Annotated in this window: 14 protein-coding genes and 4 pseudogenes; 7 read left to right on the forward strand and 11 right to left on the reverse strand. The window is 58.4% G+C overall.

Going from position 1 to position 22,472, the window contains the following annotated elements; genetic code table 11:
• Window positions 1-6: 6 nt before the first annotated feature.
• The 4 genes from SKP52_RS13405 to SKP52_RS13420 form a co-directional block, all read right to left on the reverse strand.
• Window positions 7-771, reverse strand: coding sequence for an SDR family NAD(P)-dependent oxidoreductase (locus tag SKP52_RS13405; RefSeq protein ID WP_228383645.1), 765 nt, complete (start codon window positions 769-771; stop codon window positions 7-9).
• Window positions 768-2,195 (reverse strand): FAD-dependent oxidoreductase, encoded by a 1,428-nt coding sequence (locus SKP52_RS13410; protein WP_039575443.1) that lies wholly within the window; start codon window positions 2,193-2,195, stop codon window positions 768-770. Before SKP52_RS13410 ends, SKP52_RS13405 begins: the two co-directional genes overlap by 4 nt.
• A 20-nt stretch (window positions 2,196-2,215) precedes the next feature.
• Window positions 2,216-3,460: a cytochrome P450 gene (locus tag SKP52_RS13415; protein ID WP_039575445.1), complete on the reverse strand. Its 1,245-nt coding sequence runs from the start codon at window positions 3,458-3,460 to the stop codon at window positions 2,216-2,218.
• Window positions 3,461-3,525: 65 nt separating this feature from the next.
• Complete coding sequence (locus SKP52_RS13420; RefSeq protein ID WP_039575447.1) at window positions 3,526-5,478, reverse strand: oxidoreductase; 1,953 nt, start codon at window positions 5,476-5,478, stop codon at window positions 3,526-3,528.
• A gap of 272 nt (window positions 5,479-5,750) precedes the next feature.
• Between SKP52_RS13420 and SKP52_RS13425 the strand changes: the two genes are divergently transcribed.
• Window positions 5,751-6,950, forward strand: coding sequence for an acyl-CoA dehydrogenase family protein (locus SKP52_RS13425; protein ID WP_145923347.1), 1,200 nt, complete (start codon window positions 5,751-5,753; stop codon window positions 6,948-6,950).
• Window positions 6,951-7,090: 140 nt separating this feature from the next.
• Here the strand turns inward: SKP52_RS13425 and SKP52_RS13430 are convergent, their stop codons facing one another.
• Window positions 7,091-8,041: an acyl-CoA dehydrogenase family protein gene (locus SKP52_RS13430; protein WP_039575450.1), complete on the reverse strand. Its 951-nt coding sequence runs from the start codon at window positions 8,039-8,041 to the stop codon at window positions 7,091-7,093.
• The gene (locus tag SKP52_RS13435; protein WP_052208285.1) at window positions 8,041-9,192 is read right to left on the reverse strand and encodes an acyl-CoA dehydrogenase family protein; all 1,152 of its coding nucleotides are present in this window, start codon (window positions 9,190-9,192) and stop codon (window positions 8,041-8,043) included. The genes SKP52_RS13430 and SKP52_RS13435 overlap by 1 nt, the downstream gene beginning before the upstream one ends.
• Before the next feature lie 141 nt (window positions 9,193-9,333).
• On the opposite strand from SKP52_RS13435, the gene SKP52_RS13440 reads away from it, so the two are divergent.
• The gene (locus tag SKP52_RS13440) at window positions 9,334-10,254 is read left to right on the forward strand and encodes a crotonase/enoyl-CoA hydratase family protein (RefSeq protein ID WP_081997352.1); all 921 of its coding nucleotides are present in this window, start codon (window positions 9,334-9,336) and stop codon (window positions 10,252-10,254) included.
• A gap of 190 nt (window positions 10,255-10,444) precedes the next feature.
• Window positions 10,445-11,653, forward strand: coding sequence for an acyl-CoA dehydrogenase family protein (locus tag SKP52_RS13445; protein ID WP_039575457.1), 1,209 nt, complete (start codon window positions 10,445-10,447; stop codon window positions 11,651-11,653).
• A gap of 208 nt (window positions 11,654-11,861) precedes the next feature.
• On the opposite strand, the pseudogene SKP52_RS13450 reads toward SKP52_RS13445, so the two are convergent.
• Window positions 11,862-12,077, reverse strand: a pseudogene (locus SKP52_RS13450) (integrase core domain-containing protein); the annotation flags it as partial.
• 75 nt (window positions 12,078-12,152) lie between these two features.
• Between SKP52_RS13450 and SKP52_RS27465 the strand changes: the two are divergent.
• Window positions 12,153-12,311 (forward strand): annotated as a pseudogene (locus tag SKP52_RS27465) (IS21 family transposase); the annotation flags it as partial.
• A gap of 61 nt (window positions 12,312-12,372) precedes the next feature.
• Window positions 12,373-13,196 (forward strand): annotated as a pseudogene (locus SKP52_RS25435) (IS3-like element ISSpwi1 family transposase); the annotation flags it as partial.
• Between the two features lie 11 nt (window positions 13,197-13,207).
• Here SKP52_RS25435 and SKP52_RS25440 read toward each other — a convergent pair.
• Window positions 13,208-14,151 (reverse strand): IS630 family transposase gene (locus SKP52_RS25440; RefSeq protein ID WP_137865735.1). Its coding sequence is split into 2 segments (ribosomal slippage): window positions 13,208-13,813 and window positions 13,816-14,151, totalling 942 coding nucleotides; the frame shifts between segments, so codons are not numbered across the junction.
• A 113-nt stretch (window positions 14,152-14,264) separates the two neighbouring features.
• Here SKP52_RS25440 and SKP52_RS13470 point away from each other — a divergent pair.
• The gene (locus SKP52_RS13470; RefSeq protein WP_039575463.1) at window positions 14,265-15,287 is read left to right on the forward strand and encodes an IS110 family RNA-guided transposase; all 1,023 of its coding nucleotides are present in this window, start codon (window positions 14,265-14,267) and stop codon (window positions 15,285-15,287) included.
• Between the two features lie 413 nt (window positions 15,288-15,700).
• Here SKP52_RS13470 and SKP52_RS13475 read toward each other — a convergent pair whose 3' ends face one another.
• A complete protein-coding gene (locus SKP52_RS13475) occupies window positions 15,701-17,023 on the reverse strand; it encodes a hypothetical protein (protein ID WP_039575466.1) in 1,323 nt (440 codons plus the stop codon).
• A gap of 687 nt (window positions 17,024-17,710) precedes the next feature.
• Here SKP52_RS13475 and SKP52_RS13480 point away from each other — a divergent pair.
• Window positions 17,711-20,647: a TonB-dependent receptor gene (locus tag SKP52_RS13480; RefSeq protein ID WP_039575467.1), complete on the forward strand. Its 2,937-nt coding sequence runs from the start codon at window positions 17,711-17,713 to the stop codon at window positions 20,645-20,647.
• A gap of 246 nt (window positions 20,648-20,893) precedes the next feature.
• On the opposite strand, the pseudogene SKP52_RS25450 reads toward SKP52_RS13480, so the two are convergent.
• Both SKP52_RS25450 and SKP52_RS13490 read right to left on the reverse strand, forming a co-directional pair.
• Window positions 20,894-21,184, reverse strand: a pseudogene (locus SKP52_RS25450) (integrase core domain-containing protein); the annotation flags it as partial.
• Window positions 21,185-21,233: 49 nt separating this feature from the next.
• Window positions 21,234-22,448: an IS256-like element ISSpma2 family transposase gene (locus SKP52_RS13490; RefSeq protein WP_006954973.1), complete on the reverse strand. Its 1,215-nt coding sequence runs from the start codon at window positions 22,446-22,448 to the stop codon at window positions 21,234-21,236.
• Between the last annotated feature and the right edge of the window lie 24 nt (window positions 22,449-22,472).

Here is a 22,472-nt window from a genome sequence, read left to right on the forward strand (position 1 = left end):
CTTCCCTCACAGGGTCGAACCTCCATCGATCACAAGTTCGAGGCCCGTGACCCAAGCCGAGAGGTCTGAGGCGAGATAGAGAACGCCATTCGCAATATCGAGCGGCAAACCCACCCGCCCCAAGGGGTTTGCGGCATTTAGCTTGAGCAGCGCCGCTTCCGCATCGCCGGTAAGCGCGGCGAAATCGTCAAGCATTCGGGTATGCACCCCGCCTGGGTGCACCGAATTGCAACGTATCCGGTCACGGGCAGCGTGGAGTGCCACCGATTTGGTCAAAGCCCGCACGGCGGCCTTCGATGCGGAATAGGCAGCCAGTTCGGCTGCGGGGCGCAGGGCCTGAATCGAGCTGAGATTGATAATCGAACCGCCTTCGCCAGATTGGCGCATCAGCGGCAGCGCGGTTCGGCACCCGAGAAACACGCTCTCGACATTGATGGTCTGAACGCGCCGCCACAAAGCCAGATCGCTTTGTTCAATGTTCCCGGCCGGGCTGATCCCGGCATTATTGACGAGAATGTCCAGGCGACCATGCTGGTCACGAATTTCCTGGATCGTGTCTTCCCATTGGGATTGCACCGTGACGTCGAGATTGCGGTATGAGCCACCCTGCACCGAAGCGGCCGCCTCGGGACCGAGTTCTGGTTCGACATCGGTGAAAACCACCTGCGCGCCGCTTTGCGCAAGCCGGCAAGCGATTTCGAGGCCAATGCCCCGTGCCGCGCCGGTAACGAGCGCCACTTTGCCGTCTAGCGAAAATTCGTTTGCCATCATGCTTGCTCCCTGTCGGTTCCAAGGCCCGCTTCACGCGCCGCCTGCTCACCTGCGACACGTCCGAAGACGATCGCGTTGGCGATCGAATTTCCGCCGCCTATATATCTGTCACCCAAAACACCGCCCGACACTTCTCCGGCAGAAAAGAGCCCGCCGATGGGGCGGTCTGCGCAGTCGAGAACGTGCATGTCCCTGTCCACCCGCAAGCCGGTCGAGGTCAGACAGACAATCGCAGGGCGGATTTCGGCGGCATAGAAGGGCGGTTGGGCGACAGGCTTCATCAGTTCGCCGTCCTTGTGGAATTTGCTGTCCACCCCTTGCTCGCAATCCGAATTGTAACGGGCGATCGTGGTTTCCAACGCGCCGCTTTCGATACCGACCAGGTCGGCGAGTTCGGCCAAGGTCTGCGCCTTGATGACCTTGCCCTTGGCGATCTGTTCGTCGATCTTGTCGGTCACCCAGTTCAGCGTGATGATCCCCGCCTTGTGGGCTGCGGCATAGCGAGGCTCTGGCACGGCAGTGGCGCGTGCATTCTCGTCGAAGATAGCAAAGATAGACCCGCCAATTTGGTCCTTCACGACCCCGGCCATGACCGCATATTCGGTGGTTTCGTTGATGAAGCGGCGCCCCTCGCGGTTGACATAGACCAGCCAGCCCGGGACGAAGACTTCGAGATCGCGATAGAAACCGGGCGTGGTCAGCAGCAACCCGCGATTGTGACCGGCAATATCCGCGCCGACTTCCTGGCCCATCAACAGGCCATCGCCAGTGCAGGTCTTGGCGGTTATGGCCCAAGTCCAATCGCCGTGCTGGGCCGCTTCGGGATAGTGACGGTTCAGGAGGAGCCGGTTGTGACCGAAGCCTCCTGTGGCGATTATCACGCTATTCGCGCTTACGGTCTCGCCATCCAGTACGACGCCGCGCACACAACCGTGTTCGTCTGTGTGCAGCGCGGTCACGCGGCAGCCCCGCGAAACGTCGATATTGCGGCGGTTGACCTCGCGGTCCAGCACCTCTGACAAGGCGGCGCCGTTGCCCGTTGTCTTGTGGCCTCGCGGAACGCTTTCCACACCGGAGGCATACAGTTCAGCCGGATCGAACTCGACCCCCATCGAGATGAGCCATTCGATCGCCGGTCCGGACAACTCGCAGAGCCGCCGAACGATCGACGGTTCCACCTTGTGCTGGTTCAAGGTCATGTAATATTCGAACATTGCATCGACTGTGTCGCTGTCGATGCCGGCAGCCCGCTGGATGCTGGTCGGGGCACCATAAACCACACCGCCCGACAATGCCGTCGAGCCGCCAAGCTGGTTTGCGGCTTCCAGAAGCGCCACGCGCGCGCCGGAATCACAAGCCGTGATGGCGGCTGCCATCCCGGCCCCTCCGCCGCCAATCACGATTACATCATAGTCGTAGGTCATGTCTGTTCTCACCTGGGATCTCACCGCTTCGAGAATTCGATCTCGAATTCATTGAGAGCCCGCAGGATCACGCTCGGCGCATGCGAAATCTTGTCCGCCTCGACCAGGCGGATGTCCTTCAGCCGGGCCGTCAGTTCGCGCGCGGCGATCGCGATTTCGCGACGCGCCAGCTGAGCGCCGATGCAGTGGTGGATGCCGGCCCCGAATGCTAGATGGGATGACGCGTTCGCGCGAGCCACGTTGAATACTTCGGGGCATTCATACTTTCGCTCGTCGCGGTTCGCCGAGCCATAGCGAAGGTTTACAAGGCTGCCTTTGGGAATGGTAACGCCGGCGACCTCGACATCCGCAGTCGTCATCCGGAACAGTCCCTGGACGGGAGACTCGTGACGCAGAATTTCTTCTGCGAAATTGTCGCATTTGCCCGGTTCTTTGGCGAGGAGTTCGACCAGTTCGGGCTCGTTGGCCAGGCGCACTATGGACGCAGCGATTGCGCTGGTCGTGGTCTCATTGCCGGCGACGAGAAGCTGATTGAGGATCGACAGGAGTTCCGGGATGCTCAACGGAGCTCCGTCGATTTCCTTGGTGACCAGATCCGAAATCATGTCGTCGCGCGGATTTGCCCGGCGATCGGCAAAGACCTCAACGAAGTAATGTTGCATTTCGACTGCACTTTTGGCGCATTCGATTTTTCTCTCGTCAGACAAAAGCAGGCCGAGCGGGGCAACCGCCGAATCCGACCATTCCTTGAACCTGTCCCGGTGGCTGCGCGGCACGCCCAGCTGGTCCGCAATCACATACATGGGAACGGGGACAGCGAAGTCCTGCATGACCGAGAGGCGACCCTTCTCGATAAAGGCGTCGATCAATTCCCTGACGACCACCACCATGTAATCTTCCATCTGACGCACGCGACCGGCGGTAAAAGCGCGGTCGACCAGCTTGCGATAACGCGTGTGCGATGGCGGATCGTTGCTGACCAAGGTATCGGGAAGATCCCCAAAGCCTTCTTCGTTGTAAATCCGCATTACCTCATCGGGAACCGAGCCGGGCCGAAAACCCATCTTGCTCGAAAATACTTGCGGATCGCGGATGGCATTCAGGCAATCGTCGTAGCGGGTAATGAGCCAGAATCCCAACTTCTCCGCGAAGTAAACCGGCGCTTTTTCACGCAAGCTCTCGTAGATGGGATAGGGACACTCCATCACCTGCGGATTGGCAAAATCCAACTGGGCGGGATCCGCATCTTGTACCGTAGAAGTCATGGTCGTCCTCTTTCCATCAATTTATCTAGCAGCAACTGCACTCTCGGCTCTCAATACGAACTCTATCATGCCATACAGCCTGCCCGGTTCCCCTCGGCGATCGCGCGGAGAAGAAAGCGCGGGCTGTTGGCATCCCCAACAATCGCGATGTCGGATCTGGTCCCCAGAAGATCGGCAAATGGCTCGATCGCAGGCCGGTTATGACTGACCATAACTGCCCAATCTGCCCGGACGGTGCTTGTGCCTCCGCCGTTCAGATCGCTTATGACTGCCTCGGACCCGTTGAACGAATCCACGTGCGAGCGCAGGTGCAGGCGAAAGCTCCCGCGGTTGAGACGCTGCAGCGCCGGCTCTGGCTGCAACGCCGATTCGAGCAGGTGGGCGAAGGACTTGTGACGGGTGACGAAAGTGACATCCGAGCCACGCTCGATGAGCGCTTCGGCGACCGCAATGCCCTCGTAATGCCCGACGTCATCGACCACTATCGCACTGGCAGGGCAGGAATTATGCCGACCGGAAAAAAAGTCGATCGATGATATTGCATCGGGATGTTCGATTCCTTTCATGGGGCGGGCGGGAATAGCCATCTGGACCCCGTCCACCCGCGGACTGGAACCGGTGGCAATGATGATCCGGTCCGCTCCGAAAGCGTCGGCATCGCCCCCATCCAGATATGTGCTGAGCCGCACATCGACGCCCAGGCGATAGATTTCCGCCTCCTGCCAAAGAGTGTAATCGCCGATCCCTTGATGCCGGGGAGCCAGCGCCGCGATCCTCACCTGGCCGCCAAGTTGGGGGGCCGCTTCGGCGAGAATGACGTTGTGTCCCCGCAGCCGGGAAACCCGAGCCGCCTCCATCCCTGCCGGCCCGCCTCCTATGACCAGTACCGTTCGTTTTGCATCTGCGGGCGGCAGACGATCGTCGCTCACTTCGCCTTCCCGCCCGATATAGGGATTGACCGTGCACCCCATACGCCGTTCCGGACCGAGCAGCATTCCGACGCAACCTTGATTGCAGCCAATGCAGGGGCGGATTTCTGCCTCCCTCCCCTCGCGCGTTTTGCGGACGATCGCGGCATCGGCAATGTGCGCGCGGGTCATGCCGACTAGGTCCGCCGTCCCCTCGGCAATGACCTGACTGACCTCCTCAAGCGTACGAAACCTGCCTGTAACGATCCGTGGAACCTTTACCGCCGCGGTCACGGGCGCACTGGTCGCCAGCTCGTAACCCGCCGGCTCGAACATTCCGCCGATCATCTTGGGAAAGGCGAAATACCCGCCCATCGATACGTCGAGAAAATCGATCAGCCCCCGTTCCTCGAGATAGCTGGCCGCGCGGGCTGTTTCCTCGGGCGTCATTCCGCCTTCGACGATTTCGGGGCTGAGGCGAATGCCCACGGGGTAGCCGGGGCCGACCTGCTCGCGAATTGCCGCCAGCACTTCCACGGTGAACCGCATCCGGTTCTCGAAGCTGCCGCCATATTCGTCCTCTCGCCGATTGAGCATGGCGGACATGAATTGCTGCGGCAGGTAACCATGCGAGCCGTGCAGCTCCACCCCGTCGATCCCGCCCCTCTGACAGCGCTCCGCAGCAGCAGCGAAAGCCTCTACCATCTCCCGGATCTGGGACTGGCTCATCGTGATGGGCACTATCCCGAGTACCGGGCTTGGAAGATCGCAGGAAGACCATGGGGGGCTCCCGTCAATTGGGACCCCGTTATGTCCCGCGTGCCATAATTGCTGGAACACCCGCATGCCGTGGGGCCGGATGGCCCGCATCAATTGTTCGTACCCTTCGATTACCGAATCGTCGAAGTTGCAGATCGAAGACGGGCAGGTGGGATGCACCCCTGCGATTTCGAGAATCGTCAGACCAACGCCGCCACGCGCACGTTCGACATGATAGTCTATAAGGCTGGGGACAATTCCGCCGCTACCAAAATGCGTGCTGTGAGCGGTTCGCACCACCCTGTTCGGGATTTCGACACCGGCGATCGAGATCGGCTCTAGGGCTTTCATTTCCTCTCCATCTCCCTCAGCGCGGCATGAATCCCGGACGCTCTGATTGCCCGCCAGATAACAGCCACAGAGTTGGATTGCAACACTATATACGCACTGTTATACTTTTGACGCACGGCGAAGCGGGCAGTGACCTGCGATTTCCCTGCACTCTTTCGCGACGCTGCTATCAAGGCACGGAATTCAGCCATTTCTGGCAGACTCCGAGCACTCAGATCGCGGCGGATCGTTCGGCGATTCGCCTCTCGTGACAGAGTGATAAGGACCTAAACTTGCTAAATCTCTTGCCAACGCAATCAAAGCGCGGCATCAAAATTATACACGAAACTCTTTTTGGGATTATTATGCATTTCAACCCTACCGAAGAGCAGGCGATGTACCGTGAAACCATCGCAAGGTTTCTTGATGACCGGTATTCCGTTGCGCACAGACAGCAGTTTCTGGAGCAGCGCCGCGGATACGATCCGGAAAACTGGTCAGCGCTGGCGGATCTGGGCGTGTTATCCTTGCCAATCCCTGATGGTTTGGGCGGTCTTGGCGGAACAGCAGCGGAAATCGCTATCATACAGGAAGAATTGGGTTACCGGCTGGCCGTTGAGCCATTTTCGGAAAACATTGTCATACCTGCGGTAGCCCTCCAGGAATTCGACGACGAGGGTCGGGCGCGAACCCTGGCTGCCGAGATGCAGGCAGGAACCAAAACCGTCGGCGTTGCGCTCTCAGAAGGTGCCAGGCGGTTCGACGCTGCCGCAATCGCGTGCCGAGCGAAGATCGATGGCGGAAACATTACACTATGGGGCACCAAGCACGTCGTTTCCTATCCAGAGGCAGACTTTCTCCTGGTTAGCGCCCTTCTGGCGAATGAGGACGCTGAGAATGGTTTGATACTATTGCTTGTGCCGGCAGGAACCGACGGGATTTCAACCAGGACGTACAGGCTCATCGATGGGACCTTGGCGGCGGACTTTGAATTCGAAAACACCAGATTAACATCCGCAGCGATGGTCGCCAGTGGCGCAGGTGCTGTCCGCGCTATTGAAGGCATGCATGACCGGGGTGCCCGCGCAGCTGTCGCCGAAAGCCTGGGGATTTTGAGGCGGATGTTCGAACTGACGACCGAGTACACGAACAGTCGTGTTCAGTTTGGGCGTCCGCTCACCGGAAATCAGGTAGTCCGCCACCGTCTGGCCGAAATGCTCATGCATTACGAATTGGCACGAAGTGTAGTTGCCGGGCTGTGCATCTTTCCGGCGGGAACACATCACGCTGCCAAGCTCGTTTCCGCCGCCAAGGTAACGGTCGCAAAAGCCTTTGACTTCATTGGCAAGCAGTCAATCCAACTTCACGGGGGCATCGGATTGACGGACGAATATGAACTCTCACACCACTACAAGCGCGGACTCGCTTTGCAAGAGATGTACGGCAACAAACGAGAGCACGCTCTGCGACTAGCCAAGCTTTCAACGTCCTGAGCCGCGGGGCGGCTCTGATGCGGGCAAGAAGATCAAGGGCAGGAAGCGCCGCGGCGTGGCTCTACCTCGCCTTGATCCAGCTCATCACCCGCAGACTCGCAAGCTCATAAAATCATCACCAATGATTCTGAATTCAGACTCTACGAAAACATCTCTTCGCGAACGAGATCGAGCGTGGATCTAGGATCAGCCAGTATTTCGCGACCGATCAGGCCGGCCCAGTAATTCTCGGCTCCGCCCGCCAGGCGCGAGGCATGGATTCGTCGAATAAGAAGATTGAGATCGTGTTCGCCGCTGATTCCAATTGCCCCGTGCAGGCCGTGAGCGATCCCGGCAACGACCGGTGCCGCACGCGAGGCGATCAATTTGGCGCTTGCAGCTGCCAGGGGACTTGGCCAACTGCTATGCCGGACTGCCGTCTCGCAGGCCATTCGCGCGGCGACTACATGTTCGCTAGCAAGCGCAAGATTCTGCTGAAGCACCTGTTGGCGCGCTATCGGTTTCCCAAATTGGGTACGCTGGAGGGCGTAGTCCACACACATTTCCAGAACTGCCTCGCTCGCGCCGACAATCAAGGCGGCATACAGCACTGCGGCAGCCGGGGCGGTCTTTGTCACGCGGCCTTCTTCCATCCCGATGGCTGGCTCTTTCCTCGAAAGCGGATCGCGGGAAGCGCCGACCGTTTCGACGCCATCCAGACGTTGTAGTTTCACTCCGCGCGAATCCTCCGTCAGAACAAAATTTGAGTGTTCCGCACCTGGGAGTATCAATGATGGAACGCCGAGCACGATTGGCCCGAGGCGATAATCGCTTCCCGCTTGCGCCAGCAAGGCGCGGGCCACGATGGTTTCGCCGACCGGGAGCGGAACCGCTCTTCGTCCCAGCGCCAAGAAGAGAGGCAGGACAGTGGCAAAAGACAGATTCGCCCCGCCGCTCTCTTCGCACACTAGTGCATCAAGGAAACCCGAAGATTCCAGAGTAATCCAAATTTCTGGATCCAGCTCACCCCGTCCGATTTGCCGCAGGGTCGCGCTGCTGAACAGATCGGCAAGCATCCGGTCAAACGGTTCAAGAAGGCCGATTTCGTCCATTATCGCAACCCCATTCCGCGAGCGATGATGCCTCTGAGAATCTCCCGCGTTCCTCCTCTTAGAGAAAAGCTCGGACAGATCATCTCGATGTAAGCCAATGTCTTGTACAGATCCTGATCGACGTCTTCCTCGGGATGGGACGCCAGGTCATCGCCCACGATGCGGGGTATGTCTTGCTCGAACGCTGTGCCGAGATCCTTGACCATCGAGGCTTCGACGACAGGACTTTCGCCTAAAGCCAGCTGCGCAGTGCAAGCGAGCGACATAGCGCGTAAACTGCTGAATCGCGCGACCAGCGATCCCAAGGTGCGTGCGGTCGTTTCGTCGGATCGCCCAGAATTCCGCAAGTGCTGTCGCCAGCCGTCCAGCAACACCAGAGACGAGTAAATCCGTTCAGGACCGCTTCTTTCAAAGGCGAGCTCTGCGGCTACCTGTTGCCAGCCCTTTCCTTCTTCACCGATCAGCGCGGAAGTATCGAGTTCCACGTTATCGAAGAAAACCTCCGCGAAATGTTCGTCTCCAGCGAGATCCCTTATCGGCCTGATTTCCACGCCCGGTAAGCGCAGGTCCACTATCAATTGGGAAAGGCCCTTGTGCCGATCTTCCGGCGTGCCGGAAGTGCGGACCAGAGCGATCATGTAATCCGAATGTAAAGCGTTGGTGGTCCAGATTTTCTGGCCATTGAGGAGCCAGCCGTTGTCGATCGGTTCGGCCCTGGTCCTGACACTTGCCAGGTCGGAACCCGCGTTTGGTTCGCTCATACCGATGCAGAAAAATATTTCGCCGCGGCAAATCCCGGGAACATACTTGTAGCGTTGGGTCTCGGTGCCGAACTTTAGAAGCAGGGGCGCGCTCTGACGTTCAGCAATCCAGTGGGCCGAGACCGGCGCGCCCGCCGAAAGCAATTCTTCCACGATCACGAAGCGCGAGAATGGGCCCAGCCCGGCCCCGCCATACTCTTCTGGCAGCATCAGTCCGATAAGACCGGCCTGGCCTAAACGGCGGCTGAATTCGGCATCGAAACCCATCCATGAGCGTGCGCGACGGTCCATAGGCATATTCGCCACCGCACTTGCCGCAAGATCGCGCGCGCGCGAGCGGAATTCCTCATCCGCTCCCGGAATGTCGGAAAGAGAAAAGGAACTGAACATGTATGAGGTACACTCCCCGAAAGCGTGTGGCACGCCTGGTTCACCGATCATTGCATCCGTACCGATTGGGGTTGCGGATATAGCAGCGGTTTGACTAAACGCCCATTCCGGCAAAAATGTCAACACGGAGTAGAATTTGAAATGAGCTCATTCCTAAAGGTTTCTCGCGAAGGGCCGGTGGCTATTGCAACCCTCAACAGGCCTGAGCAACGCAACGCCATTTCCACGCGCGATGATAGCAGGGAAATTGAGGAATTTTGCCGCGAAATGACCGAAGATCATACTGTCAGAGTGATCGTCATGACCGGCGCAGGATCCGCTTTTTGTGCCGGTGGAAATGTTAAGGACATGGCGGCCAGGCATGGAATGTTTGCAGGCAATCCGTATGAACAGCGAAATTACTATCGGCTTGGCATTCAAAAGATTCCTCTTTCCCTGTACGAACTCGAAGTTCCCGTGGTTGCGGCGGTCAACGGACCGGCGATTGGCGCCGGACTTGATCTCGCCTGTATGTGTGACGTCCGAATAGCCTCGAAAACTGCAGCATTCGCAGAGAGTTTCGTCAAACTGGGAATTATCCCGGGAGATGGTGGTGCCTGGCTCCTGCCGCGCATAGTAGGAATGGCGCGCGCCAGCATCATGACATTGACCGGGGACGCGATTAATGCGGCAACCGCGCTTGAATTCGGACTGGTGACCGAGGTGGTGGAGCCCGAGACCTGTCTCGATCGAGCCCTGGATATCGCCGACCGAATCGCAGCGAACCCCGGCCATTCGACACGTTTGGCGAAACGGCTTCTTCGAGAAGGTCAGGACATGAAGTTAGGCCCCCTTTTGGAACTGTCAGCTGCTTATCAGGCCTTGGCGCATCACACAGTCGATCACATTGAGGCCGTAGACGCCTTTATTGCAAAACGTCGGCCCGTGTGGGCTGACGAATGTCGCAAACTCAGTTTAGGGCCCGTGATTGACTTAAATTATGATACGCGTTATATTAATTTAGGTAAGGCTAAGGCGGTGGCAATGGCCGGACTGTCTTATGCTAGGATAGGATGGGTATGACTCATCGCATTCCGGTTCAACCGGTGTCGTAGCCGGATATTTCAAGGTGTGATGCATCGGCATCCCGGCACCTTAGTATCACTGGAGAAATCGCGCAATTTAGCGGCAACGTCGGTTGACCACTATTGGTTCGAAGCGCTTTGTCACGTTTTCTGCGGGGCATGGCTGAAACATGGAAGGTTAGGTAAACTTGGATATTGATCTAGCCCCAGAGGATCTCGAATTCCGTCGGGAAGTGTTATCCTTCCTTGAGGAGCATCTGTCGGCGGACGTCCGTCGCGCGAGTCGGTTATCCACCGGCGTATTCGTCGATCCCCCCTGGTCAAAAGAATGGCATCAGGCGCTATTCCGGAAGGGCTGGATTACCCATGCCTGGCCTCGGGAATACGGCGGATGTGGCTGGTCTCCCATGCAGCGATATATCTATGAGAGCGAGGCATCACTCTGTGGCGCTCCTGCCGTCGCGCCCATGGGAATCAATCTCGTCGGACCAGTCATCTGCGAGTTCGGTTCACCCTGGCAGAAGGAGTTCTATCTACCTCGCATTCGATCCGGCGAAGACTACTGGTGCCAGGGCTTTTCCGAGCCTGGCGCCGGCTCTGACCTTTCCAGCCTGAAGACGAAGGCCGTGCGGGATGGCGATCATTACATCGTCACCGGTGAAAAGATCTGGACGACCCATGCGCATTTCGCGAACATGATCTTCGTGCTCGCGCGCACGTCGCCGGAGGAACGGCAGCAGCAAGGGATCAGCTTTCTCCTCATCGACATGAAATCACCGGGTGTTTCGGTTCGACCGATCATTACTCTTGGCGGCGATCATGAAGTTAACCAGGTGTTCTTCGACGACGTTCGCGTGCCGGTCGAAAACCTCGTTGGTGAAGAAGGAAAAGGCTGGAACCAGGCCAAGTACCTGCTTGAATTCGAACGAGGCGGCGGCGCGCCATCCGTTCGATCGCGCGTGGCGCTTGAGCGATTCAAGAATGTCCTGCGGAACGAAGTCGGCGATTCCCATGGCAGTCGCCTGATTGACGAAAAAGATAGGCAATTTCGATTGGGCGAATTGGAGGCGCGAGTGATGGCGCTCGAAGCGCTAGACATGCGGCTAGTCGCAAAGCGACAGACCGGAGAACGTCTCGGCACGACAGCTTCGCTCATCAAGACGCTCGCCTCTGAGCTTCTCCAAGAGATCGAAAAAGCTTCGGTGGAAGCCCTTGGGCCCCATGCGCTGCCTGATTTGGCATTCGATGGTCCAGCATTCGCAGTTTCCAATGAGGCTCCAGTGCCAGAACACGGTTGGGCAATAGTCGGTAGGCATCTGAATGGTTTGGCGGGCACTATTTTCGGCGGTGCCTCCGAAATCCAGCGCGAGGTCATATCCAAGGACTTGGTAAAATAGCGTGGACTTGTAACGGTCGCGTGACCGTCAAGAGGGGTTTTTGCATCTTTCTCCGATCGATGATGTCGCGATCGTAGCGGTGTATGATTGGGTTTGCTGGCTCGGCCTCAGTTGTACCGGTTAAAATCGTTTGTCGAAGGCATGGTCGTATACGCCGTCGAATATGAAGTGAAGCGCCGCGGGACTGCCGGAGGCCATTTGGCATAAGTTACGCAGCCATGGCGATGTCGTCCAGCATGGCGTAATATCGTTCTTCGGCTTCAGCGGGCGGGATGTTTCCGATAGGCTTGAGCAGCCGCCTGTTGTTGAACCAGTCGACCCATTCGAGCGTGGCATATTCGACAGCTTCAAAGGATCGCCACGGACCTCGCCGGTGGATCACCTCCGCCTTGTAAAGGCCATTGATCGTTTCGGCCAAGGCTGAGGATCAGCGTGCAATAGGACCCTTCATCCCGAGGATTTAGGCGGCTGACTGGTTTGATTAGTTGGCGAGAACGGGATGTTCGTAGTGGAGACAGTGGTTCGGATTCGGCGTGAGCATGCGTCTGGCAAGGCGATCAAGGTGATCGCCCGTGATCTTCGGTTATCGCGCAAGGTGGTCCGGAAGGCGATCCGGTCGCCGGAGGCGTTCAACTACCAGCGCACAGTCCAGCCTTTGATCTGCCTCCTTCTGAGTGGTCCAAAATTGATGATATTTTGGATTTCGAAGGAGATTATGAATGCCGAGCAAGAAGCATCGCCCGGAAGAGATTATCGGCAAGCTGCGTGAAGCGGAGGTTGTTCTGGCGCAGGGTGCGACGACCGCAGAAGCGTGTCGCCGGATCGCGGTCAGCGAGCAGACCTATTATCGGTGGCGCAAGGAATATGGCGGCCTGAAGACCGATCAGGCGCGGCGAATGAAGGACCTGGAGAAAGAGAATGCGCGGCTTCGTCGTGCGATCTCTGACCTGACGCTGGACAAACTGATCCTGCAGGAAGCTGCTCGGGGAAACTTCTGAGCCCCGCGCGCCGAAGGCGCTGTATCGACCACATCAGAATGATGATGCCGGTGTCCGAGCGGCGGCTGTGCCGTGTGCTTGGGCAGCACCGGTCGACACAGCGCAAGGCGCCCCGCGGGGCAGATGACGAAGCGGCTCTTACCGAGGATATCATCGCGCTGGCGCGGCAATATGGTCGTTATGGCTATCGCCGGGTGACTGCGTTGCTGCGCGACGCGGGGTGGCATGTGAACCGCAAGCGGGTCGAGCGCATCTGGCGACGCGAGGGGCTCAAGGTGCCGCAAAGGCAACCGAAGCGCGGGCGATTGTGGCTGAACGACGGATCATGCATCCGGCTTCGGCCCGAGTATCCTGGGCATGTCTGGTCCTACGACTTCGTCGAGGGTCGCACCCACGATGGCCGCAAATACCGGATCCTGTCGATCATCGACGAGGCGAGCCGGGAGTGCCTGGCGTTGCCGGTCGCGCGCAAGCTCAAGAGCGACGACGTGCTTGCGGCCCTGGCCGAGCTGTTCGTTACGCGCGGGCCGCCAGCGCACATTAGACCGGGATGACATTAGGTTGATGCATATCCGGAGTTGGCGAAGTAGTTGGCACACTCTTGTGGGCTGAAGGCATCGAGCAATGATCCGATGCGTCGCCAGGTGTTTTCAGCGGTTCGCTCGGAGGCCTTTCGCAGCAGGTGTTTGAGCTTCGAGAACATCTGCTCGATCGGGTTCAGGTCGGGCGAATATGGTGGCAGGTAGAGCAACTTGGCCTTGGCGGCACGGATGGCCTGGCGGATAGCTGGACGTTTGTGGCTGGAGAGGTTGTCCATGATGACGACGTCGCCCGGTGCGAGGGTGGGCACGAGGAACTGCTCGACCCATTTGGCAAAGCTGGCCCCGTTGATCGGCTGATCGAGGACGCACGGTGCATCGATCCGGTCGCAGCGCAGCGCGGCGATGAAGGTCATGGTGCGCCAATGGCCATAGGGCACCTTGGCGTGCAGCCGCTGGCCCTTGGGCGCCCAGCCCCTGAGCGGGGCCATGTTGGTCTTGGCCCAGGTCTCGTCGATGAAGACGAGATGCCGGGGATCAAGCCGCCCCTGATACTTGCGCCACTGCGCGCGCCGCCTTGCGATCTTGGGGCGCAGCTGTTCGGCGGGAAGAACGCTTTTTTTTTGAAGCTCAGCCCCCGCGCATGGACGAAGCGCCAGACCTGCACATAGTCGACCCTGACCCCGCGTTCGGCCAGTTCGGCAACCAGTCCGCGCAAGGTGAAATCTGACTTGGCTCGCTCGACCAGCCAGTCGCCATGCGCGCCCGACAGAATGTTGGGCTTGTAACCGCCGATCTTGCCCGGTGCCACGCTCCCCGTCTCACGGTGCCGACGGACCCACACAATCGCGCTGCTGACCGAAACACCAAAGCGCGCCGCAGCAGCCCGGGCCGAAATCCCCTCCCGCAAAACCGCCAAAACCAGCCGCTCGCGTAAATCCGTCGATATGGGTCTGGACATGATTTGCTGGCCTCCAATCCCAGCACAAAGCTTGATGATGTGGACGCCCCTGCACCGGTCCGCAGCCGCTATGCTGCGAGTCGGTCACCCGAACAGAAAGAGGAGCGTTCACGATGAGGATTGCGACGATAGGACTGGATCTGGCGAAGAGCGTTTTCCAGGCGCACGGCGTCGATGAGAACGGCGCCACGGTGCTGGTGAAGAAGCTGCACCGCAAGCAGATGCTGCCGTTCTTTTCGAAGCTGTCGCCATGCCTGATTGGCATTGAGGCGTGCGGAACGGCACATTACTGGGCACGCACGCTCGCCGAGATGGGACACGAGGTTCGCTTGATCCCACCATCCTACGTGAAGGCCTATGTGAAGCGCGGCAAGAGCGACGCCCTCGATGCCGAAGCGATCTGCGAAGCCGTGCAGCGTCCGACGATGCGGTTCGTGCCCGTCAAGACAGTCGAGCAGCAGGCCATCCTCATGACCCATCGCGCCCGGTCCCTGCTCGTGCGCCAGCGCACTATGCTCGCCAATGCCCTGCGCGCGCATCTGGCGGAACTGGGCTTCGTCACTAACCCCGGCATTGCCAACCTTGCAAAGCTGACCGACCAGGTGCTGGCCAACAAAGATGCTTTTCCATCCTATGCAAGCGCGGCCGTAGAGATACTGATCCGTCAGATCATGGGCGTCAGTAGCCAGATTGCGGTGCTCGACCAGCAACTCGCGGCCTGGCATGCCGAGAGCGAGGCCTCTCGCAGGCTCGCCGCGATCCCGGGGCTCGGCGTGATCACGGCAACCGCGATCGCTGCTATCGTCACCGATCCCGATCAGTTCCGGTCGGGAAGGCAATTCGCCGCCTGGCTCGGCCTAACTCCGCAGCAGCACTCCACCGGCGGCAAGACCAGGTTGGGTGGCATCTCGAAGCAGGGAGACCGATATCTGCGCCGACTGCTCGTCGTCGGCGCCACCGCCGTCATGCGCCACATCAAGGATAAGCCAACGCCCATGGCCGACTGGATCAGGAAACTCTCGGAGAAAAAGCCGTTCAGGGTCGTCTCCGTGGCGCTTGCCAACAAGTTGGCCCGGATCGCCTGGGTCGTGCTGACCCGGAAGGAAGCCTATGGGCCCTATCAACTGACGACCTAACAGAATACCGAACAACCGAATTGGCAGTGGCAGTCAATGATGAGTAACGATCGAGCCAATGGTGAAACCAACCCGTCTGATTCAATGCGCTTCAACCGCGCGCCAACTTGATTAGGGACCTCACCGGCGGATTTCCATCAAGGCCAGCGGCACTCAAAACGCCGCACAAACAGGCCGGACATATGAAAGCAACCGATCAAAGCCATCGCGACCACAAAGCCCTTGCCATAGGGGGCGTCCACATATGAATCAGAAAACCGCCCAAAAAAGAATCCCCTTTGAATCAGCCAAATGTCATCCCGCTCTAACTCCTCGCCCAGCCAATGATATCTACGGCGGAAAACTCTAACCGCAACTGGTCCAGAATTCAGGTGGCAGAGCACCTGAAATGGAGGCGGCGCCGTTCTTACAGGTCAGAGCCGCACGCATCCCCGCAGGGTATCGCGCAGCACTGCAATTGAATTGCTGAGCGAGGCTTCGCCTTCCAGCCGCCCGTTGATACGTAGCATCACCGTCCCGCTTTGCTGCATGAGCAGGGGAACAAGTTGCGTACCCGTCACGCCGCCGATCCATTGAGTGCCGTTCGCATTGGCGCGCTGAACGGATATGCTAACGAGCCGACCGGAGAAGTTCCACGTCATCGTCATCGCATTGTCGGCGGAGGGCTTGTTGAGCAGCATCGCCATGTAGGGCTTTCCGCCTTCACAATAGAGACTGAGGGCTTCGATGTTGGGCGATGCCGCGGCGCTCACATAAGCCATGGGCGCGCGACCTTGCACCGGTACAACTTCCCAGGGTGTACCGGGAAGCGGCACTGCCGTTTCGGGCGGGCTTTTGTCCAACAGCGTCTTGATTTCCGGCGCAATCGGCAGCCTAACGCCCGAAGCAGACGGATAAACTGTTAGCTTGCCGCGCTCCCAAAGGCCCACCTGCACCGCACGGCGCGCCGGGTCTATTATTATATAGGCCTGCTCCACACCGCCCTGATGCTGCGCATTGCCGGAAAGATAGTAATAGTTCCCAGCCCGCTGCAATGGCGAGACGGCTGAGAGATTGGTCCGCAGCGCAGCCATCTTCGGCCCCATCCGGGCCTTCAATGCCGCAGCCAAGGTACCCTTATCGAACAGGTCGATATTGTCCTTGGCGTAGCTTCCCGGATATTTGCCGACGAGGCTGGCGAGATTGGTCCATTCCGCTGGAATGCCTTGCACGGCCACCGCCGGCTCAGGCCGTGGCGGCAGTGGCGTGCCAGCAAGAGCGCTGCCCTGGCAGAGCGTGAACGGGCCGCCACCCGTGAAGGCCGCATGGAAAGAAGCCGGGCGTTGGCCGCGCGGCAGATCGGATTCAAAGCGGATGACACCGCGCTTCTCGTCGTCGTTCACATACATGAGAACCCGACCAAAATCATTGCTGCTAACTGGAAAGGGAAAAAATACTGCCATGATGCCGTCATAGCTCTGGCCCATGAAGGTGAGAGCATATTCCACCCGAGGGGGCTTTATTTCCCGACCATTGGCGCGGAACGTCATGCCCTTTTCATCGATGGTTACGCGCGGTTCCTTTGAGCAGTCGCCGCGCGGGGCGTAGCTGCCAAAGATATGGTCGACGCCCTGATCCTTGAAGCTGGATAGTGGTAGCGCCTGCGCACTTGCGGCAGCAATCGTGGCAATCGCACAAGCGGCAAGACCTACACCCGAAAGGCGGATTGTGGACGGCATGTGAAATGGCAATGTCATGTCGAATCCCCATCGAAGTGGTGACGGTTTTCGCGCGCACATGGCTCAGTCACGAGGTAAATTGGTGCGCCGGTCGCCTTGATCCTATTTGGCCAACAGGATAGCTGACTTAAGGGATGGTTTGGTTCTGGTCATGGATGCCCCCACGTGAAAGCCCTGCCCGGCAGGGACCGTGACGTGGTTAATACGATCTTGATGACTCTAAAATGAACGGGAAGGAATAGGTGAACTGACCTGACCCCCTGGTTTCCACCAGCCGGGATCAGAGCCCGGCCTTTTGCACTGCTATCCAACTTTCGACCACGCGGGTCATGCGCTCCGGATCGGGCATGCCGTACCGCAGCCGCATCCAAAAGTCGTCGGCGCGCGCTCGACCGCGCCAAGGCTGAAGCGCTGACAGCAAGCATCGGATGTATAAACTGATATCTTCGGATCTGAGATGGCACACCTCCCACCGCCCCGAGCAAAATAATAAAGTGCCATAATAAAGTTCTTTACCAAATGCCGAAAAACTGCTCATCTTCCAGCCGAGCGGCGAGAATCTTTTCCTCTCCGGAAATCTCCTTCTGGCCACTCCTCAAACTCGGGGCAGCTCGGCGAGCTGCCCCATTTTTGAACATCGACAATCGGGGACAAGGACGGGTTCGCGCAAGAAACGAAAAAATCGAGACAGGGAGAGATAGGGTGATGAATAAGAAAGCCTATTGGTTGGCAAGCGCCGTCGTGATGGCGTTGCCACAGGTCTCAAATGCTCAGGAAGTCATAGCCGAAGAGCCAGATGGCGGTGACAATGTCATCGTCGTGACAGCGCAACGTCAGGCGCAAAGCTTGCAAGACGTACCGATCGCTGTCAGCGCATTCAGCGCTGAGGCGCTTGAAAGCCAGCAGATCGAAAATGCCTCGGATCTACAGCTGACGCTGCCCAATGTATCTTTCTCGAAAGGCAATTTCACCTCAGCTTCATTCACTATTCGCGGCGTTGGCGACCTGTGCGTCGGCGTCACCTGCGATGCTGCGACCGCAATCCATGTCAATGGATCCCCCTTGTTCGGAACACGCCTGTTCGAGACCGAATATTTCGATCTGGAAAGGATTGAAGTCCTTCGCGGACCTCAAGGCACCCTGTTCGGCCGGAATGCGACCTCCGGGGTCGTGAATGTTGTGACCGCGAAACCCAAACTCTCCCGTTTCGAGGCTGAAGCGCAATTCGAGTATGGCAATTTCAACAGCATCGAAGCGCGTGGCATGGTCAACGTCCCGATCGGGGATATGATCGGCGTGAGGCTGGCGGGCATATATGTGAACCGCGACGGTTATACGACGAATCTCTATGATGGATCGGACATCGACGCTCGGGACCTCTATGCGTTGCGAGGCTCCCTTCGTTTCGAACCCGGTCCTGATACGACGATCGATCTCATGGGCTATTATTTCCGGGAAAAGGACACGCGCCTCAGAAACCAGAAACAAACGTGCCAACGCGATCCATTGGGCGTGCTCGGATGCCTGAACAATCGACGTGATTTCGATACCACGAACGCAAATTCAACGGTCGGTGCGACGCTCAGTTCATCCGAGTTCTTCGCCATTCAGGGCATTCCCGCCGTGCTCGGCCTCGGCAGCCTTTATGGCCCTGATGGGTTTTCCGGGTTTCAGGAGCCTGGCGATGTGCGTGTCGTCAACACGGCCTATACCCCTTTCTATTTTGCCGAAGAGCTACAGGTGCAGGCGCGCCTTGAGCAAAAATTCGGCGCGATGACCCTGACGGCCACCGGCATTTATCAGGATACTGAAGTCGATTCCAGGCAGGACTATTTTCTTGGAATTCAAAGCCGTGCCGGTTTCGCCCCGGCGCTCAATACGTTGGACTTTTTTGCGGCTAACGGATTACCGACAGGTCTTGCTCCGCCGGCGCCAGCCTTCATTCCCGGCTCTTCGGCCTATTTTTCGCCGATTGCCGGCGCTCTAATCCCGGACGGTCCGCAGGGCGTGCTGTGCACGTCGGATAATGATGATGGAAGCAGAGGCGCTTTCGAAGGGAACTCGCTGTGTTCCGAAACGCCGCTTTCTTTCGATCGATCTTCGGAACAACGCGAATCGTGGAGCGGAGAGCTCATCCTCACGAGTGACTTCGACGGGCCGTTCAATTTCCTGTTGGGCGGAATTTATGCGAAATCGAAAACCACCGACAATAGCTATTATGTGAACTCGTTTGCGCTCGATTACGCCAGTGCCGTATTGGGTTCATTCGGCTCCTTGTCGGGCGGCCTTCCGCCATCCTATTTCGCGACGTCGATGTATCGGAACAACTCGCTGGAATCGAATCTAGAGAGCTATGGCATTTTCGGCGAGGTCTATTTCGATCTAAGCGACCGGCTGACGTTGACCGGGGGGCTGCGTTACAACAATGACAAGAAGGATGTGACGGCGCGTACGACGCTGATCAGTTTCCTGAACCCTTATGCCAATGATGGAGATCCGTTCGATACCCCGATAACGCCCCTCACCGGGCCGTCTGGGCTTTTCGATGCCGACCCGGGGACGCCGGGCCAACAGCTCGCCCAGTTTCGCGAAGTAAGCTTCGACGAAATTACCGGACGAGCAGTTCTGGCCTTCGAGGTTACGCCGGACAATTCACTCTATGCATCTTATTCTAGGGGTTACAAATCCGGCGGGATCAATCCTCCGCTTTCTCCGATTTTCGCCGTCAGCGAGAGTTTCGGCTCTGAATCGATCGATGCCTTCGAGATCGGCTCCAAGAACGTCTTCGCAAACGGCGCGTTGCAACTCAATGCCACCGCATTTTACTACAAATATAGTGGACTGCAGCTCAGCCGCATCGTGGCAAGAACGTCCGTGAATGACACGGTTGACGCCAATATCTGGGGTGTCGAACTGGAGTCTGTCATCAGGCCGGACCCGAACTGGCTTATCAATCTGTCCTTCAGCTATCTCAATGCCAAGGTCGCCGGCGATCAATTCTTCTCCAATCCGCGTGATCCGGGCGGCGGGGATCCTGATGCCGTGATTATCAAGGACATCAGCAATGGTGCGCACTGCGCTGTCACGGGACCTGCGCCTGGCGTTGCTGATGCGTTCGTTGCGGGCGTAAATGCGGCTCTCGGCCTTCGCGCACCGCAGGAATTTCCTTCGGACGGCAATATCGCCTCCAGCGGCGCGTTCGGCATTTGCGGTGTCCTCGCGAGCGCTATCCCTGCGAACAGCGGGATCCAGGTATTGAGTCCTGGCGTCGAGGTTAACATCAAGGGCAACACATTGCCGCAAGCGCCGAATGTCAAGGTCTCGATGGGCGTGCAGTACACGGCAGAGGTCGGGAATGGTATGACACTCGTCCCCCGCGTCGACATTTCCATGACCGGAAAGCAATATGGCAATATCTTCAACGGCAGGATTAATCGCATCCAACCTTTCGTACAGGCTAATGCAGTTTTGCAGTTGAATGGTGCCGACGAGCGCTGGTTTGTCCGGGGGTTCGTTCAGAATATCTTCGATAGCAACTCAGTTACCGGACTTTATGTCACCGATGCATCTTCCGGTAATTTTACAAATATCTACACGCTTGATCCGCGGCGTTATGGTGTCGCGATCGGCGCAAAATTCTAATGATTTAGCTGTCCCAATCGATCGGGAAAAATTATACCGCATGAAAATCGCGGCGTCGGAGGGCCAGTAGCAGGCCCTCCGACGCCGATTTCATGCGCCAATTGCAGTCTTGGGCGAGGAATTGGTGTGAGATACGTCCGGCGTGCGCACTGCGGAAACTTGCGTCTCGCGCGAGCGATATGGGAGGCACATTGGCTCCTGCCCCTCGAATCTGACCGGCCCCCACCGAGTGGTCCGCGTGGACTGTTAGGTGTTTAGTCCCAGCATGTGATGGTGTGGTTTCATATTGAAGATATCTGGCTTGGATTTCCGGAGCTCTTCGATGGCCTCGTAGGTTGTCTTGAAGCGCAGAGCCTTCAACTGCTTGGCGAAGTTGTAAGCGACGAGCCAGTCGCGGACATGGCGGCGCAGTTCATTGATCGACGTGTAACGGAAGGATTTGACGGTGGCCTCCTTGATGGTGCGCACCATCCGTTCGGCCTGGCCGTTGGTCCATGGGTGATAGGGCTTGGTGAGGCGATGCTCGATGCCGTTCTGGTCGCGTCCGTCAAGGTGGTGTAATTTCGGCTGTGGCCGTGGGCCATCGTCAGGCGGCTTTGGCGGTGATGTGTAGGGGCTGATTTTCCTCCTCGATCATGGGTTGGTTGAGTTCGGCCATGCCTTCGATCTGCATGTATCGGTGCTGGAGCTGCCACTCGTCGTTCTGCTCCATCAGCACAGCCCCGACGAGGCGGATGATGCTGTCTTCGTTCGGGAAGATTCCGACGACGTCGGCGCGGCGCTTGACCTCCTTGTTGAGCCGCTCGAGCGGATTGGTTGAGTGTAACTTCGTGCGGTGCTGGGTGGGGAAGCCGGTGTAGGCGAGCACGTCGGTTTCGGCCTCGTCCATGCAGGCGCCGAGCTTGGGCCAACGGGTGCGCAACTGGTCGGCGACCTGTCGCCAGACCTGCGTTGCGCTTTTCTGATCGGGCTGCAGGAAGACCTGGCGGATCGCGGCGGCGACGACAGTGTTCTGGCCCTTGGGCACATAGGACAGGGCATTGCGCATGAAGTGCACCCGGCAGCGCTGCCAGGTGGCGCCCATGACGCGGGTGATCGCGCCCTTGAGGCCCTCGTGAGCATCGGAGATGACCAGCTTCACGCCGGTAAGACCGCGCCGAACAAGGTCCTTCAGGAAGTCGGACCAGAAGACCTCCGCTTCCGAGGGGCCGATATGCAGGCCGACGATCTCGCGCCGGCCCTCGGTGTTGACGGCCATGGCGATTATTGCGGCAACGCTGATGATCCGCCCGCCTTCGCGTACCTTGAGATAGGTGGCATCGAGCCAGAGATACGGCCATTCGCCGGTGAGCGGGCGTTTCAGAAAGGCATGGACGCGCTCGTCAATGTCCTTGCAAAGCTTGGAGACGGTGGACTTGGAGATGCCGGTCATGCCCATGGCCTGGACGAGTTCATCGACCCGCCGGGTGCTGACCCCGCCGATCCACGCTTCCTGGATCACCGCAACCAGCGCTTTCTCGACCATCTTGCGGGGCTCAAGGAAGCCCGGAAAATAGGACCCAGCACGCAGCTTGGGGATTTTCAGGTTCAGCGTGCCTACCCGGGTATCCAGCGAACGGTCGCGATAGCCGTTGCGCCAGGTCGCGCGCTCGCTGCTGCGTTCGTGGCGACCCGCGCCGATCAGGCCATCAACGTCGGCCTCCATGATCAGCTGCAGCACGTTCTCGGCGATGGTGCGCAAAAAATCCGGTTGGCCGCCCTTTGCAGCCAGCTCTTCGATCAGTAATCTGTCCTCGGTCATCGGGAACTCCTCTTCGTCACGGTT

Source organism: Sphingopyxis fribergensis, assembly GCF_000803645.1.
GTDB lineage: Bacteria > Pseudomonadota > Alphaproteobacteria > Sphingomonadales > Sphingomonadaceae > Sphingopyxis > Sphingopyxis fribergensis.